Source organism: Acidobacteriota bacterium, assembly GCA_016196065.1.
Classification (GTDB): Bacteria; Acidobacteriota; Terriglobia; order Terriglobales; family Acidobacteriaceae; genus Acidiflorens.
The window spans coordinates 25,415-40,338 of the sequence record JACPYL010000018.1; the positions used below are offsets into that span (position 1 = coordinate 25,415).

Sequence of the window (14,924 nt, forward strand, 5' to 3'; positions counted from 1 at the left end):
ATGATGACAGCACCGGTTAACTCAAGTACTACTCCGACACTCCAGTCCACTGTCGTCGCGGACAAATGCTCGCGGTGTGTCCGACCGGCACCGACGCCGGTTCTTGCAACAAGTCGTTGAAGGAGATCTATGAACTCCTTTTCTGAAATCGCAGTGCCTTTAGCTGATCGTGGCTTCCGTGTCTTTCCGCTTATTCCGAGGACAAAACGTCCGCTCCCCATGGCTGGCGACTACGATCACTTCGATGCCGCGAGCACAGACGTCGAGCAACTTCAGCATTGGAACCAACAACAACCACAGGCAAATGTCGGAATCATTCCAGATGAGAATTTCTGTTTCTTGGAGACGGACGATGAGGTAGCGCTGAGAGCCGCATGTGCGGATCTTCCGTCCGATGTATGGGACACCACGCGAGCGAGTGCGCGAGAAAATCGTTGTTATTTCATTTATCGCCAGACGATGCGGACAAGACGGGCCGGGAACATGACCTTGGCGCGCGAGGGCAAAGAGAATCTTTTCGAGTTTAAGCAGCACCGCCTCTACGTAACCGGGCCCGGGAGTATCCACCCCACCACTGGCAAACCGTATGACGTGGAATGGCGGCGAATCCCTGCTATGCCGGACATATTGCTAAACCGCCTCTGCGAGCTCTACGGAAAACCCAAGGCAACGGGTTCTCTCATCATGAATGATGAAACGAAAAGGCAGACTGCGTTGATCGACAAATTTCTCGAATATTACGAAGTTGCGGACACGGGCAATTGGTTCAACAAGGGAAAACAGTGGTACAAACCCATCGAATGTCCGTGGGGAGATGAACACGACAATGCGAATGAGGGCACATCTACCTGCGTTGTCTATACCGCAGGTGGAGGGTACGGATTTGATTGCAAACATCGCTGCTCGTCGAAGGGGTGGAAAGACTTTCGCGCTGAACTCGAACGACGCCTTCCGGATCACAAGTTCTCATTTGTTGCCGACGGTGCTTCGGCGAATGTAGTGGTCGACGCTCGTGTCGAACAACCAAAGCGTTTGCGCCCGGAATACCCAATCACCGCTTGGGAAGCAACCGTCGTAGCAGAATTTGCCAAGCTATGTGCGAACGACAACAACATTCCGCGAAAGCTCTACGCGGAGGCATTTCGATGCACACTTGGCGCGGTGGTGGGCGACCGCATTGCGTGCGATGAAGTGGAAGGCGCTTTGCCGAGAACTTACACAGTTATCGTTGCCCCGAAGGGCAAGGGCAAAGGCACCGCCATTAGACGCGCCGTCCGCTTCTTCGATCGGATGTGGAACAGCGCCCGCACGTCAGTTACGCCGGGGTTGCTGTCTGGCACGCGGGACTTCATTTGGAAACCCAAGGGAATTGGCGCGTGGCTTGCCGCCGCGTCCAGCGTGCCGGGCATGGCTCGTCTAACTAAGGATCTCCAGCCCACCATTAATAGCAAGCCCCAGATGGCATGGGGCGACACACTTCCCCGCATTCTCTCGGTACACGAAGAAATGAAGACCTTTCTGAGCACCCTGTTCATTGAGGGTGGTGTTGGCAGCGGTATGGAAGGGGTTGTCTGCCAACTCTGGGACGATGTTACATTTCACGGCACAGCAACCGGAACACGCGAAGCCCTGTACGGCGAAATGATGTTTTCGCTCTTGGCTGGTGTCACCGAGGAAGACTGGTTTGATCTGCTCAGCCGCGGCAACGCTGTAGGAAGTGGACTGATGTCCCGCTTCAACATGATCGGTACGCAAGGTCAGTACGACAATGTGAGCCGCATGAGCCCGCCAACCTTCGTGAAGTTGCAGGAGGCCTTCCTGCCCAGAATCCTCCAGCTGGAGGACGCGCCTTGTCACGTGCCACCTACCGAAGCGGCCGAACGGATCATCGGCGAGTGGACGGAAGGTTTGCCGGAGGGCTCCGAACGCATGAACATTCACGTATGGCGGAGTGCAATGTTGATTGCATGGCTGCGGCATGAAGACGCAATTACGGCCAAGACGGCCGAAGATGCCACACTCCTCGGACAATATCAAATCGCATCGCATGACTACTACCGGACGCAGGCGGCAGACAACGCGACCGCAAAAGCGCAGGCCAGAATCATGCGCACCCTGCAGATGAGGGGACCAATGTGCAAGCGGGATTTACAACGAAACACCAATGCTAATCGTGACGGAACTGAGCTTTGGAATCGTGCGCTGGGAGGACTAGTACAAGACGGCGCAGTCGCGCACGGTGACGATGGGGCCTATTTTGTCATCATGTCATCGCCTGACCCTGTTTAAGTGGATAGCTTTGTTGTTATGTATGTATGTTAAAGAAAATAAAAGAATACGGGAAAATCGCTCTTGGGGGACCCCTGATGACACGACGGCGCTGATGACAGATTTCTGAGTCGAAGTTCCAAAATCGGCGGATGGAAATACTCATCATGCTGCACGCGGACAAACAAGTAGCTACAAGAAAGGACTTTCCATGCTGATTACAACGAAGACGCAACAATTCACTAACGCCTCCATCTTCGAGGTTGAGGTTGGCGCCACAGGCTTGCGCGGCGGCGACACCGGGTGTGGAGGGAGGACGTACCTGCGTTTTAAAGATCTCGCAGGCACGGACATGCGTATCGACGTGCTTCCGGCCGGCGATGAGATATCGATGGTCTTTGGAGGAGATGCTGAATTTGAGAACCTGCTCGCGGGACTAGAGTTCGCAGTGAAGGTGCTAAAGGAATCGAGAGTCGAGGGAACTCCGGACGACCTGGCTGTCATTGGTACAAGAGATGTCCCGTAATTGGACTCTATAAGGGTTGTTAATCAAAGGGCAACGGGTACGGGGGTCAAAAAGCCGAAGGGGCAATCGTCAAGATGCCGTTGCGCAGCTTTGCAGAAGCGCGTGAAGCAAAAAAGCTGTTGTGTGTCCATTGGTCATAATTAAGTAAAGGGACTACCTAGGAATCAATGGCGGTTTCGAGGGAATTTCGGAAGGGTTTAGCCCCTATTGGAATGCGCACTCTTGTTCAATCCGAGTGGCTCACGGCGCGCGAGGCGGCAGCCTATTTGAAAGTTGCTCACCGCACGATCCTAGAGTGGGCCAAAAAAGGCGTGATTCCAGCGCATCGACTGTCGGGCGCTCTTCGTGTTACGTGGCGTTTCCGTGCCGATGAGTTGGACGGTGCTATGATATCGGCGCCATCTGCCGCAGAGAATGGAGAGTCATTCAATGCGACGGGAAAGTAAGAGCACGACCGGAAGTGTGGTCAAAGACAAACGTAGTCAGAAATGGCAGTTTTTTTGGTGGGCCGATGGAAAGCGCCATAGCAAGACGCTAGGCCGTTTTCCCACCAAGACGGCGGCGTGGAATGCGGCACAACAGTTCCGAGCCGAGCTGTCACAGCCTCAACCTTCCAACGCGCCCACTGTGGCCGACCTGGTAGATCAATACCGGGAAGAGAAGATGCCGAAACGCTACAGCACTCGCCGTTCGTACAACGCATGGCTGAGGAATCACGTTCTCCCGAAGTTTGGGACGTGTCCAATCTCAGACGTGCAAGCGCGTCCGGCAGAGCTGTGGCTGGAATGCCTCAGCCTGACACCACGGAGCCGGGCAGCCGTTCGCGGCTTGCTTCGCATTTTGTGGGAATACGCAATGTGGCGCGGGGACGTGCCCACACAGCGCAACCCGATGGAGTTAGTCACTATCAAGGGCGCATCGAAGAGAACTAGGAAGCCGCGCAGTCTGACGGTGGATGAGTTTCAACGATTCAGTCATCACCTGGGGGAGCCGTTCCATACCATCGCGCTTGTCTGCGTGTGCTTCGGCCTTCGTATTAGCGAAGCCCTAGCCCTCAAGTGGTCAGATGTGGATTGGCTCGACGGAAAAATCAGCGTTCAGCGTGGCATTGTTCGGCAACAAGTGGACGACGTGAAAACCGAAACATCACACAAGGCAATCACGGTCACCGAAATCATGGTCGAAGCACTCAAGCGATGGAAGCAGACAACTCAGTTCTCCGCTCAAGAGGATTGGATTTTTGCATCCCCGTCGCAGCTAGGCCGCCTGCCGTGGTCAGCCGATAGCGTAAACGATGCGTACAAGAAGGCCGCATCTGCCGCGAAGGTCGAACACGTCAGCACGCACAGCATGAGGCACACTTACCGATCATGGCTTGACGCGGTAGGCACCCCGATTGCGGTACAGCAAAAGCTAATGCGACACGCGGACATCAGGACAACGATGAACACGTATGGTGACGTGGTAACCGATGAAATGGCTGTAGCGTGTGGGAAAGTGGCACGTCTAGCCCTCAACGGCACGGGAGCGGCACGGGATACACGCTAAGTCTTTTGTTTTGGCGGAAGCGTGTGTGAGTCGAACACACCGATGACATCGAAGATGCCATCCGCCGGTTTTGAAGACCGAGGCCATCACCGGATGACTTGCGCTTCCGTGCTGAGTTTATCAGTGTCTGCTGATTTTGCAGTCTGTGCGTCCGTCCCGTTTTCGTCTCTACCCGACAAATTCACCTAGCGTCGTCCACGCGAGCGTCGCGTAGTTTGATGTAGTGGGCTCGCGTGACCTGCACGCCTTGGACTCCGGCTTCCTTGTTCGGATGTAGGCGTTGAGCACGCCTCAGACTATCCGGCTAGTTAACCCGCCGTTGTGCTCCGGGGTTTCTACAATCCCGGTGCCCCGTTTCCAGCACCGAAAGGAAAGAATCTCAGATTGAGGTGGTCAGCGCAATACCACGTTCGTAAAAGTTACTTCGCGAGGGCCCGAAAGAGCGTCAATGCCAAATGTATTAAGGCGAAACTCAGAACGACAACGACGGTCGCAACTTCAAAAGCCCGGAATATGCGAGCAATCATAAAAGCCCCGTTTACTTCTTGACTTCAGCAAAACCCTTGCCTTGTTGGGGCGCTTGAATTCCGCTTCTAAGCACATACGCCACGGTTTGACCGGCCGGGTTTTCGACCCGCATCACTTCTCGCTGCTTGACCAACCTAGCTAGCGTGTTGTGGATAACAGCCGAAGAATTCGCGTAATTGTCCAAGCTAAATCCGATCTCCACCAAACCGGACTTAATCTCCGACGCGGAAAGCGGGATTTTTGAACCGCGTAAAACCTGTTTGACGGCGTTCGTGATACCTGCCTCTGCGGGCACCTGATTAATTAGCTCAGCCAGTTGACCGTTACGACCGACGTTCGACAGGGAGACGTAGAGTTTCAGCAGGTTCTTGAGCAGTGTGATCTCGGTGTCGATACGCTGCCTCTCTTCGATTAAGTCGTTCAGTCTAGTTCCCGCTTTCACCATTTCCTGCGAGTAGTTCATCTTTTGTTAATACAATAATATACGGTACACGTCAAGTAGTCACATCTAGAACAAATTCTTGCAATTGAGGCTCATGAAATACAGTAAAGCCACTTGATTCAGTGCTTTGGCGAATCTCCCGAAAGGCTATGCTTTCGGAAGTCCAGGAGGACTGAATGACCGGCGCTGTCGAGGCTAGAGAAGGACGCACTCAGCCGCAAGTTCGACGTGCTCATTGTTTGGAAGCTGGACCGGCTCGGACGTTCCCTTCAACACCTGGTCACGTTGCTGAGCGACCTGGACAGGAGGGCGTGGCGTTCGTCTCCGTCCGGGACGGTTTCGACCTGAGCACTGCGAGCGGACGGCTACATATGCAGATCATCGCGGCGATGAGCGAATACGAACGAGCGCTGATTACGGAGCGCGTCGTGGCTGGTCAAGTGGCGGCGCGGCGAAGAGGAGCCGTGTTCGGTCGTCCTCGGACTGGGGTAGACGCGGCGCGGGTGCGGAAGCTGCGACAGTCCGGCGCGACGTGGGAGAAGGTTGCGGCTGTATTGGGAGTGCCGAGGAGCGTGTGTCAGAGAGCGATCTAGCTTTGATTGCTGGGCAAAATACTTCTCAGAAAATCCAAATTCTTCTGTGACAGTCCAGTCTTGATGAGCTCGAATAAAGTAGCAAACCTCAATTGTAGTTCGCCGTCTTTCCGGCTCTCCACGCTAACCACGGGGGACGTGTTCGGTTCCATTGAATCAAAGGCCTGAAAAAGGTAGAAGATTTCTCTACGCGTTACGTTCCCCGTAGGCGTGGTGCGATCGACGCGCTGCAAACTAACTCGCGCGTTCTTTGGTGCTCCCGGCTCCCAGACGAACGTGCTGGGATTGACCGTCTTCCAGTTGATCTTGCCTGCATTGGTTGCCGCTATCAATTCATCGACATAGGCACGCAACCCACTGGTTTCATCCGACATCATTGACTCCGAAATCGTACGATTCTCTTTCCACCAGACCGATTAAGTCAGCTACGCAATTATTGATTGTCGCAAAATTATCCTCTATAGCATAGTAAACGGCGTCGGGAGCCTCGCCTTCCTTCGCCGGGTCAGTCGGTCGGACCTGCTTAAGAGATATCTGCGTTTCATCCAACGCCGCGCGCACCGTTTCGATTGCTTCCTGTAAGCGCTCGTTTTCCGCGAAGGGCGCCATTACTCTTCGCAAGCGTCTAGAGGTTTCGTTAAAAAGGTCTTTAGCGACGTTAAATTTCATGCCGGGCTGGACTCGGTCGAGCTTCTGAGCTACTTCTGCCAATTCGACCGTCATCGTCTGGAGCTTGATGGTTCGGCCAGCCTCCGTCGCGGCGTCCTTCGCTTTGATTGCTTCATCCTTAGCCTCTTCCGCCTGCCGATATGCCATGAAGGACACAGCTAAACCTAATAACGCCAAGACGAGCGAGATCCAAAAATCTCCTTTGTAATAGAAGGGACGTTCGAGTAGTTGAAACACTCGCGTCAGCGCAGCTTGAACGTCATTGGGTTGAAGGTTCATCTTAAAACGCACCAATATAGCACTAATAGAGCCGCCTACAAGGGCGGGGACCCGAAAGTGTCTCCGAAACGCACAAAGCTAACCTCTGGCCCGAAAGTATCCCGGAAAACGCACCAGCTAACTACTGCGCTCTCACCACTTACAGTGCCCGTAGGTTGATAGTTTTGGGCTGCGCTTTGTGGCGCGGAGGAGTACGTGGGTGCGAAAGTCCGGCGCGGGAATGACAGAGTCAGTGTGAACTATTACGCAAGCACGGACTGGTACTCTTCGTAGGCGCCCTTGAAGTCAGTGATGTGGTGGTTGGCTTCGAAGTGCCAGATTCTGGTTGCAACTTCGTCAATCAGATCTTCGTCGTGCGTTACCAGGAGCACGGTCCCCTGATATTTCTGAAGCGAGATGTTCAGCGCGTTGATTGACTCCAGGTCCAAGTGGTTGGTCGGCTCGTCGAGCACGAGGACGTTCGGTTTCTGCAGCATCAGCTTGCAGAAAATCAGGCGCGCCGCTTCTCCGCCGGAGAGAATTTCCGTTTTCTTGTCGCCGTCTTCGCGGGGAAAAAGCATCTGGCCAAGTAGTCCGCGAATTTCTTCGTGCGATGCGGATAGATCCCACTGGTGCAGCCATTCGAATGCGGTGATCCCCGGCTCGATCAGCGCTTTGTGATCTTGCGCGAAGTATCCGACTGAAGCTTCGTGTCCCCAGACAACTTTTCCAGCGCTCAGGAACGGACCTTCGTATCCGCTCGTCTTGCGCAGTTCCGCTTCCGTGACAGTTGGCGAGTTCGCCAGCAACAGATTGACCATGGTGGTCTTGCCGACGCCGTTGCGTCCCATAAGCGCGATCCGCTCGCCGCGAATCACGCTGGCGGTAAAGTTCTGGATCACCGGCGTACTGTCGTACGATTTCCCAACGCCTTCCAGTTCCAGAATGTGTTTTCCGGACGGGCGCTTCTGCTCAAACTTCAGAAATGGACGCTGAATATTTGAGCGCGCCAGTTCCGTCACCTGCAGGCGTTCGACTTCTTTCCTGCGCGACTGCACCTGGCTTGATCTGGTTCCGGCCGAGAAGCGGGCGATAAATTCATTGAGCTGTGCAATCTTCTTTTCGCGCTGCGCGTTCTGTCCTTCAATCTGCGATCGGATCTGCGTCTTGGCGACAACCATGTCGTCGTAGGTGCCGGTATAGGTGATGATCGTTTCGTAATCGATGTCGGCAATGTGCGTGCAGATTTTGTTCAGGAAATGCCGGTCGTGCGAAATGACGATCAGAATTCCGTCGTATTGATTCAGGAAAGCCTGCAGCCAGTGAATCGAATCCAAGTCGAGGTTGTTGGTTGGTTCGTCGAGCAGCAGCGCTTGCGGATGTCCAAAAAGAGCCTGCGCCAGCAGCACGCGAACTTTTTCTCCACCTTGCAGTTCCCCCATGAGGCGTTCGTGCAGATGGTCAGGAATATCGAGGCCCTGCAGAAGAATAGCGGCATCGCTCTCGGCGGTATAGCCGTCTTCCTCGCCGACCGTGCCTTCGAGTTCACCGAGCCGCATGCCGTCGGCGTCGGTCATTTCCGATTTCGCGTAAATCTTTTCGCGCTCTTCGAGAGCCGCCCACAACGGTTTGTTCCCCATGATCACGGTGTCGATGACACGAAAACGATCAAAGGCAAACTGGTTCTGGCTGAGGACGCCGAGCTTTTTCGGACGAACGACGACTCCCTTCTGGGGATCCAGTTCTCCCGTCAAAAGCTTCATGAAGGTGGATTTGCCGGCGCCGTTCGGTCCGGTCAGGCCATACCGTCTGCCCGGCGTAAAACCGGTGGAAACATCATCAAATAGAACTTTAGCGCCGTAGCGCATGGACACATTACTGACTGAAATCATGTTCTCAAGGGAACTGCGAGAAAATTGCCCAAAGGCGGGGACGCAGCTACTGTCTTTAAGAATATCATGGCCGCGATTTCAATCTGACCCGCTCCAGGTACGTTGGTGCGCTGCGAGTTATCCTTAAATACATGGGCCGCCGGACGTCATCTCGAGGAGATCACGAACTGATTCAAATCGTGGATTCGGCGCTCGCCGATGCCGCGCGCCGGAGCGGCGACTGGCTGGTGTGCCGTCCCGGATGCACGCAGTGTTGTGTGGGCGTGTTCTCCATCAATCAACTGGATGCTCGACGACTGCGAGGTGGGCTGGCTGAACTCGCCGCGGTCGCGCCGGAGCGGGCCGCCCGTGTACGCGAGCGTGCTCGCGATGCAGTGTCCCGGCTGGCTGTGGACTTTCCCGGCGATCCTCTCACCGGGATACTCGATGAAGGCAATGCTGCGGAAGAGAGATTTTCTGAATTCGCTAACGACGAGCCCTGCCCGGCGCTTGATCCCGAGTCCGGAAATTGCGAACTTTACGAATCGCGTCCCATGACGTGTCGGACATTTGGTCCGCCCGTCCAGTCAGAGGGAGGACTCGGCGTCTGCGAGCTGTGCTTCCACGGGGCTTCCGACAAAGAGATTGCCGCCTGCGAAATGATTCCCGATCCCGACGATCTGGAAGCGGACCTGCTTCGGAAACTGGAAAAGAAAACCGGGGCTCGCGGGGAAACGATTGTGGCGTTTGCGCTGGCGACTTAAGAGTCCAGATTTAGCTGCCCTTCTTTTCCAATTCCGCCCATCGCGCATAGAGTGTATCCAGGATGTCTTGCGCGGCTTCGACATCCGCGTGCGCGGCCAGGAGCCGCGGCCCATCGCTCGCAATTGCCGGATCTTCGAGTTGCGTCCGCTTCGCCTGCAATTGCTCGTCGGCGTCGGCAATGCGCTGCTCGATGGTGGCATACTCCCGCGCTTCGAGGTAGGAAAGCTTCTTCTTAGCCTGCGCAGTTGCTGACGATTCTTCGGCGATGGGATTACGATTTGCGCCGGCCCTCACTGGTCGATTGCTTTCTTCCTGCCAGGACTCCCATTGCGCGTAATCGGCAAAGGTCTCTGCACCACCTTTGCCGTTCAGGCCGAGCACAACGGTCGATACGCGGTCGAGCATGTAGCGATCATGGGTTACGAGGACGAGTGAGCCGCGAAATTCGAGCAAGCTCTCTTCCAAGATTTCGAGCGTAGGAATATCGAGGTCGTTGGTCGGCTCGTCGAGCAGGAGAACGTCAGCGGGCTGGAGCATCAGTTGCGCGATGAGCACGCGAGCCCGTTCGCCTCCAGAAAGGCGGTCGACCGGTTGATGGAGTTGCTCGCCGGTGAAGAGGAATTTTGCCGCCCACGACGCGACGTGGATAACTCGATCCTGATAGACGACAGAATCGCCGTCTGGAGCCAGCGCGCGGCGTAGAGTGACGTTGGAATCCAGTTGGCGCGTCTGATCGAAATACACGATACGCAGCCAGTCGGCGCTGCGGATCTGTCCACTGCTGGGAGTCAATTCGCCGCGCAGAAGGCGGAGCAACGTGGTCTTGCCACTCGCGTTCGGGCCCACCAGTCCAACGCGCGCCCCGGCGGTGAGAATGAAATTGAGATCTTCAAATAACGTACGATCGCCGATCTGATATGCGAGGTCTTCCAGTTCGATCAGGCGCTTGGTCTTGCGATCGGTGGCCGAGAAATCGATCTGCGCAGTAGCGGTTCGAGTTCTCGCATTCAGATCGGCAAGTTCTCCGATCAGTTCATTGGCCTTGCCGATGCGTGCTTTGGATTTACGAGTTCGAGCCTTCGCGCCGCGCCGCAGCCACTCGATTTCGTTGTGGACCAGATTTTCCAGTGCTTCATGGCGCTTCGACTGCGCGTGGAGGAACTCTTCTTTTTTCTGGAGGAACTCACTATACTTCCCGCGCGCGCGCAGAACGCCGTCAGGATAGACGCGGCTCAGTTCCGCCATTTCAGTCGCGACATTTTCGAGGAAGTAACGGTCGTGACTCACAACCACGCACGCGAACGCGGCGTTTGCCAGCAGGGTCTCGAGCCATTCGATTCCCGCCAGGTCGAGGTGATTGGTCGGCTCGTCCAACAGCAAGATATCGGGACCCTGAACGAGAGCTTCGACAATCGCCAACCGCTTCTGCCATCCTCCTGAAAGGGACGCGGCATCCGCTTCGAGATCTTCAAATCCGGCCCTGCCCAGCAACTCCGCAAACCGGTTGCCACGCTCGCCAGCTGGAACATGTGCGCGTTCCAGCGCGTCTTCGATCACCGACCGTACCGTTCGATCGGATTCAAACTTTGATTCCTGCTCCACGTAACTGAGTCGCGCGCGCTTGCGGGTCGAGACTTCGCCGCTGTCGGCATCGACCTCTCCAGCAAGGATCCGCAGGAGAGTGGATTTGCCGGAGCCGTTCGGCCCGATCAATCCAATACGATCGCCTTCCGAAACGGTGAACGACACGTTCTGAAAGAGCGGGCTCGCTCCAAATGCTTTCGAGATATCTTGCGCGTTAATAATCGGCGGCAATGACAGTGGTCTCCAGGGTCTTGCCGGTTGGCGAGGCGCGGCGGGAATCATCAGCGGGCGCTCGGTCAGACGCGCCCGCCGGAGGGTTGTGATCCAACGAAACTACTTGGGCTGCGCGACCGTGCGGAGATACGGCTTGAGGGTCTTGAAGCCGCCGGGATACTTCTGCTTCGCCTGGTCGTCAGTCACGGAAGTCGGAATGATGACGTCATCGCCGGGCTTCCAGTTTACGGGCGTTGCCACATTGTGTTTCGCATTGAGTTGGAGCGAATCGAGAACACGCATCACTTCGTCGAAGTTGCGCCCAGCACTCATCGGATAAACCAGCATGAGCTTGATCTTCTTGTCCGGGCCAACAACAAACACAGTGCGGACAGTTGCATTGTCAGCAGCCGTGCGCCCTTCGCAACTCTCGCCGGCTTCGGCGGGAAGCATGTCGTAAAGCTTCGCAACCTTGAGTTCCGGGTCGCCGATCATCGGGTAGGTCACTTTGTGACCCTGCGTCTCTTCGATGTCAGCCGCCCATTTGCCATGATTGGTGACCGGGTCGACGCTCAGGCCGATAATCTTCGTATTGCGCTTGGCAAATTCGGGCTGAAGTCCAGCCATGTAGCCGAGTTCGGTCGTGCATACCGGAGTAAAATCCTTGGGGTGCGAAAAAAGAATCGCCCAGCCATCGCCGATCCATTCATGAAAGGTGATCTTGCCCTGGGTCGTGTCCGCCGTAAAATTAGGCGCTTCAGAATTGATGCGTAGTGACATTTTTGATCTCCTGCGTCGTTATTGAGCATCTATTAAACAGCCGACGCTTTACCGGTTGAAGGTTCAACTATGGTATCGCAACGGCCTGCGCTTTGTGCGGAGACCTGACAAACACATGAAAAAATTGTCTATCGTGCAATTGGATGTATTCACGGATCGAGCGTTGACGGGGAATGCTTTGTCTGTCTGCCTCGACGGCCGCGGCCTGAGCACCGAACAGATGCAGGCCATTGCCCGCGAAACAAACCTCTCGGAAACAACTTTCATTCTGCCCGGAGACCCCGCGGCAGAAAGAGATCGCGGCGTGCGGGTTCGTATCTTTACGGTGCAGGAAGAGCTGCCCTTTGCGGGACATCCCACCTTGGGGACGGCGTACGTTCTGCATCAGCAGACAGGCGCGTCCGAAATCAAGCTGGAGCTGAACGTTGGGACCGTCCCGGTACGTTTTGAGAAGCCCGCTGGCGAGCCTGCTTTCGGCGAGATGACACAGAAGAATCCCGAATTCGGCAGCAAGCATGCCATCGAAGCCATCGCCCCGTTCACCAACCTGAGCCCCTCCGATTTCGACGACTCGGTTCCGATTCAGACTGTATCCACCGGCATGCCATTCACGATCACGGCGGTGCGGTCGTTGGAGAAACTGCGCGGGCTGCGCGTGGACGTGACCCGTGCCCATGAATACCTGGCAGGCAATGGCGGTAAATTTTTCTATTTTGTCTCGCGCGAAACGGTCGATCCCAAAGCTCGTTTGCACGCGCGCATGTTTTTCTACAACGGCGAAGACCCGGCCACGGGTTCCGCAGCGGGATGTTGTGCGTCGTGGATGGCGGCGCACGGTGTCGCGGCCTCCGACGAGGGCGTCTTGATCGAACAGGGGATCGAAATGCTCCGTCCGAGCCGCATTTTTGTGCGCGCCACGAAGAAGGATAACCAGGTGATCAATGTGCGTGTCGGTGGAAATTGTGTGGAAGTTCTTCGTGGTGAACTGACACTCGCGGATTAAGCGTCAGAACACCGCGCTAGTGGCGGCTCGCATCGTATGGCACCATCGGTCAGTCCACGGGAGTGCCATTGGCGAGCGCGCTACTTTACGGCGGACACAATTCCCTTTAGCATCCATCTCGCTCACGATTCTCAAAAATAAATAGAAAGATTTGTCGGAGCGCGGACTCCCAAATCCCCCATGAAGCCTAAGAAAACCATTCTGTGCGTCGACGACAACGAACAAGCTCTCTCCATCCGCAAGGTTCTGCTCGAAACGCGAGGATACCGAGTAGTCGCGTGCAACAACGGCCAGCAGGCTCTGGAAGCGTTTCGCCGCGGCGGTGTTGACCTGGTTCTGACCGACCTTATCATGCCCGGCGTGGACGGCTCGCACCTGATTCAGGAAATCAAGGCACTCTCTCCGCAGACTCCGACGATTTTGATTTCTGGCCGCATCAAGATCTACGAACGCGATACGCTTGCCGATCTTTTCTTACCCAAGGGCACGTACGAGCCCGCCGAATTGCTGGAGCGCATCCGGCTGTTGCTGGTGCGCAAGCGTGGCCCAAAGCGCCCGCTGGAGATGCCCGCCCGCTCCGCCATGCACGCTACCGTCGCCTGAAACCCGTCACTTTCGTGCCTTCTCTGTGTGATATCGTTTCAACTGGATGAACGGATTCATCGTAGCGAGAGATCTGCGCAAGACCTATCGCGTAGGCAAAATCGATGTTCCAGCACTGAGCGGAATCTCGTTCAGCGTGGAGCGCGGCGAGTTTGTCACTGTGGTCGGTCCTTCGGGCAGCGGCAAGTCTACGCTCTTCTATCTTCTGGGCGGCTTGACGCGAGCCGACGCGGGCAGCGTCACCATCGATGGCGTCGATTTCGCGACTCTCTCGGATGGCGAGCGCACCAAGCTGCGGAAAAGTAAGATCGGGTTTGTCTTTCAGAAATTCAATCTTCTGCCCACGCTAAGCGCGCGCGCGAATATCGAGATTGCGGCCGACATTGCCGGACTCTCGCAGCCCGATCCCGAGTTCTTTGCCAAGATCACAGAGCTACTGGGCGTCGCAAAGCGGCTGGATCATCGTCCCTCCGAACTTTCAGGCGGCGAGCAGCAACGCGTCGCCCTGGCGCGAGCCTTGATCAACCGCCCCGCGATCGTGTTGGCTGACGAACCCACGGGCAACCTGGATTCCAAGAACTCCGAAATTGTCCTCAACATGCTTCGCCAGTCAAACAAAGAGTTGGGACAAACCGTGCTGATGATCACCCACAATCCCGAAGCCGCCGAATACGGCGACCGCATCATTCATATGCGGGACGGAGAGATTGTCACTCCAGATAAAGATCCACAATGGGCGCCGCAGCATCCCGTTGCCCGGGCAGGCAACTAGTCCTCAGTACCTTGCCGATACTCCGTTTGGCGGCAAAATACCGGATTACGGTTGAATTTGCTCCTCGCCGCCGGGGTCATTTATACTTGTGAAGTTCGGGCGGGAGTAACTCAGTGGTAGAGTGCGACCTTGCCAAGGTCGAAGTCGCGGGTTCAAATCCCGTCTCCCGCTCCAGTTTTTTTCGAGCCCCGCGGCCGCGAGGGCTTTTTGTTTGGACGCTATCGGGCGCGGTAGCCAAGTTGAGCCGTCTCGCGGGCGTGAGCAAAGCGGGAGCCCGCAGACGAAATCCCGAGCTCTGCGAGGGATCACAAGTGTGTTGTCAGAAGGCGCGGTAGCCAAGTGGTAAGGCCGAGGTCTGCAAAACCTCTATCGTGAGTTCGATTCTCACCCGCGCCTCCAAACCTTGAAATCTTCTACATTCCAACCTTCCCGGACGCTCAGGCGCAATGCTCCTGGCTCTAGACAGCATGTCCCACATTCGTCTTATGGCCTTCGCCTAGT

The 14,924-nt window shown here is 55.8% G+C and carries 16 protein-coding genes and 3 tRNA genes; 12 read left to right on the top strand and 7 right to left on the bottom strand.

Annotation, left to right across the window (positions count from 1 at the left end):
- Positions 1-129: 129 nt before the first annotated feature.
- The 4 genes from HY010_16785 (at position 130) to HY010_16800 (ending at position 4,342) form a co-directional block, all read left to right on the top strand.
- Positions 130-2,289, top strand: coding sequence for a bifunctional DNA primase/polymerase (locus HY010_16785; GenBank protein MBI3477391.1), 2,160 nt, complete (start codon positions 130-132; stop codon positions 2,287-2,289).
- A 190-nt stretch (positions 2,290-2,479) separates the two neighbouring features.
- On the top strand, positions 2,480-2,794 hold the full coding sequence (locus HY010_16790) for a hypothetical protein (protein ID MBI3477392.1): 315 nt from the start codon (positions 2,480-2,482) through the stop codon (positions 2,792-2,794).
- A 212-nt stretch (positions 2,795-3,006) separates the two neighbouring features.
- The gene (locus tag HY010_16795) at positions 3,007-3,240 is read left to right on the top strand and encodes a helix-turn-helix domain-containing protein (protein MBI3477393.1); all 234 of its coding nucleotides are present in this window, start codon (positions 3,007-3,009) and stop codon (positions 3,238-3,240) included.
- Positions 3,224-4,342: a site-specific integrase gene (locus tag HY010_16800; GenBank protein ID MBI3477394.1), complete on the top strand. Its 1,119-nt coding sequence runs from the start codon at positions 3,224-3,226 to the stop codon at positions 4,340-4,342. Before HY010_16795 ends, HY010_16800 begins: the two co-directional genes overlap by 17 nt.
- A gap of 11 nt (positions 4,343-4,353) precedes the next feature.
- On the opposite strand, the gene HY010_16805 is transcribed toward HY010_16800, so the two are convergent.
- Positions 4,354-4,450: transfer RNA gene (locus HY010_16805), tRNA-Sec, on the bottom strand.
- A 430-nt stretch (positions 4,451-4,880) separates the two neighbouring features.
- Positions 4,881-5,333 carry a hypothetical protein gene (locus HY010_16810; protein ID MBI3477395.1) on the bottom strand — a complete coding sequence of 151 codons (453 nt, stop codon included), beginning with the start codon at positions 5,331-5,333 and terminating at the stop codon, positions 4,881-4,883.
- Between the two features lie 165 nt (positions 5,334-5,498).
- Between HY010_16810 and HY010_16815 the strand changes: the two genes are divergently transcribed.
- Positions 5,499-5,660 (top strand): recombinase family protein, encoded by a 162-nt coding sequence (locus tag HY010_16815; GenBank protein MBI3477396.1) that lies wholly within the window; start codon positions 5,499-5,501, stop codon positions 5,658-5,660.
- Positions 5,624-5,905: a recombinase family protein gene (locus HY010_16820; GenBank protein MBI3477397.1), complete on the top strand. Its 282-nt coding sequence runs from the start codon at positions 5,624-5,626 to the stop codon at positions 5,903-5,905. Before HY010_16815 ends, HY010_16820 begins: the two co-directional genes overlap by 37 nt.
- Here HY010_16820 and HY010_16825 read toward each other — a convergent pair.
- From HY010_16825 to HY010_16835, 3 genes are all read right to left on the bottom strand, one after another.
- The gene (locus tag HY010_16825; GenBank protein ID MBI3477398.1) at positions 5,902-6,279 is read right to left on the bottom strand and encodes a hypothetical protein; all 378 of its coding nucleotides are present in this window, start codon (positions 6,277-6,279) and stop codon (positions 5,902-5,904) included. The two genes, HY010_16820 and HY010_16825, sit on opposite strands and share 4 nt — an antisense overlap.
- Positions 6,269-6,853 (bottom strand): hypothetical protein, encoded by a 585-nt coding sequence (locus HY010_16830; GenBank protein ID MBI3477399.1) that lies wholly within the window; start codon positions 6,851-6,853, stop codon positions 6,269-6,271. Before HY010_16830 ends, HY010_16825 begins: the two co-directional genes overlap by 11 nt.
- Before the next feature lie 242 nt (positions 6,854-7,095).
- Positions 7,096-8,724, bottom strand: a complete 1,629-nt coding sequence (locus tag HY010_16835; protein ID MBI3477400.1) for an ATP-binding cassette domain-containing protein — start codon at positions 8,722-8,724, stop codon at positions 7,096-7,098.
- Positions 8,725-8,855: 131 nt separating this feature from the next.
- Between HY010_16835 and HY010_16840 the strand changes: the two genes are divergently transcribed.
- Entirely contained in the window at positions 8,856-9,467 is a 612-nt protein-coding gene (locus HY010_16840) for a YkgJ family cysteine cluster protein (GenBank protein MBI3477401.1), read from the top strand.
- Positions 9,468-9,477: 10 nt separating this feature from the next.
- Here HY010_16840 and HY010_16845 read toward each other — a convergent pair whose 3' ends face one another.
- Together HY010_16845 and HY010_16850 are read right to left on the bottom strand one after the other, a co-directional pair.
- Entirely contained in the window at positions 9,478-11,283 is a 1,806-nt protein-coding gene (locus HY010_16845) for an ABC-F family ATP-binding cassette domain-containing protein (protein ID MBI3477402.1), read from the bottom strand.
- A gap of 102 nt (positions 11,284-11,385) precedes the next feature.
- The gene (locus HY010_16850) at positions 11,386-12,045 is read right to left on the bottom strand and encodes a peroxiredoxin (protein ID MBI3477403.1); all 660 of its coding nucleotides are present in this window, start codon (positions 12,043-12,045) and stop codon (positions 11,386-11,388) included.
- Between the two features lie 115 nt (positions 12,046-12,160).
- Here HY010_16850 and HY010_16855 point away from each other — a divergent pair, with 115 nt between their 5' ends.
- From HY010_16855 to HY010_16875, 5 genes are all read left to right on the top strand, one after another.
- On the top strand, positions 12,161-13,048 hold the full coding sequence (locus tag HY010_16855; protein MBI3477404.1) for a PhzF family phenazine biosynthesis protein: 888 nt from the start codon (positions 12,161-12,163) through the stop codon (positions 13,046-13,048).
- Between the two features lie 180 nt (positions 13,049-13,228).
- Entirely contained in the window at positions 13,229-13,651 is a 423-nt protein-coding gene (locus HY010_16860) for a response regulator (GenBank protein MBI3477405.1), read from the top strand.
- A gap of 46 nt (positions 13,652-13,697) precedes the next feature.
- A complete protein-coding gene (locus HY010_16865; GenBank protein MBI3477406.1) occupies positions 13,698-14,423 on the top strand; it encodes an ABC transporter ATP-binding protein in 726 nt (241 codons plus the stop codon).
- A 99-nt stretch (positions 14,424-14,522) separates the two neighbouring features.
- A tRNA-Gly gene (locus HY010_16870) sits at positions 14,523-14,597 on the top strand.
- A gap of 151 nt (positions 14,598-14,748) precedes the next feature.
- Positions 14,749-14,822: transfer RNA gene (locus HY010_16875), tRNA-Cys, on the top strand.
- Positions 14,823-14,924 lie beyond the last annotated feature (102 nt).

Bases quoted from the DNA above. Each gene is read 5' to 3' on its own strand.
- HY010_16865 (MBI3477406.1), top strand. From the start codon at position 13,698: ATGAACGGATTCATCGTAGCGAGAGATCTGCGCAAGACCTATCGCGTA.
- HY010_16835 (MBI3477400.1), bottom strand. From the start codon at position 8,724: ATGATTTCAGTCAGTAATGTGTCCATGCGCTACGGCGCTAAAGTTCTA.
- HY010_16810 (MBI3477395.1), bottom strand. From the start codon at position 5,333: ATGAACTACTCGCAGGAAATGGTGAAAGCGGGAACTAGACTGAACGAC.
- HY010_16795 (MBI3477393.1), top strand. From the start codon at position 3,007: ATGCGCACTCTTGTTCAATCCGAGTGGCTCACGGCGCGCGAGGCGGCA.
- HY010_16825 (MBI3477398.1), bottom strand. From the start codon at position 6,279: ATGTCGGATGAAACCAGTGGGTTGCGTGCCTATGTCGATGAATTGATA.
- HY010_16790 (MBI3477392.1), top strand. From the start codon at position 2,480: ATGCTGATTACAACGAAGACGCAACAATTCACTAACGCCTCCATCTTC.
- HY010_16855 (MBI3477404.1), top strand. From the start codon at position 12,161: ATGAAAAAATTGTCTATCGTGCAATTGGATGTATTCACGGATCGAGCG.
- HY010_16830 (MBI3477399.1), bottom strand. From the start codon at position 6,853: ATGAACCTTCAACCCAATGACGTTCAAGCTGCGCTGACGCGAGTGTTT.
- HY010_16800 (MBI3477394.1), top strand. From the start codon at position 3,224: ATGCGACGGGAAAGTAAGAGCACGACCGGAAGTGTGGTCAAAGACAAA.
- HY010_16785 (MBI3477391.1), top strand. From the start codon at position 130: ATGAACTCCTTTTCTGAAATCGCAGTGCCTTTAGCTGATCGTGGCTTC.
- HY010_16860 (MBI3477405.1), top strand. From the start codon at position 13,229: ATGAAGCCTAAGAAAACCATTCTGTGCGTCGACGACAACGAACAAGCT.
- HY010_16840 (MBI3477401.1), top strand. From the start codon at position 8,856: ATGGGCCGCCGGACGTCATCTCGAGGAGATCACGAACTGATTCAAATC.
- HY010_16850 (MBI3477403.1), bottom strand. From the start codon at position 12,045: ATGTCACTACGCATCAATTCTGAAGCGCCTAATTTTACGGCGGACACG.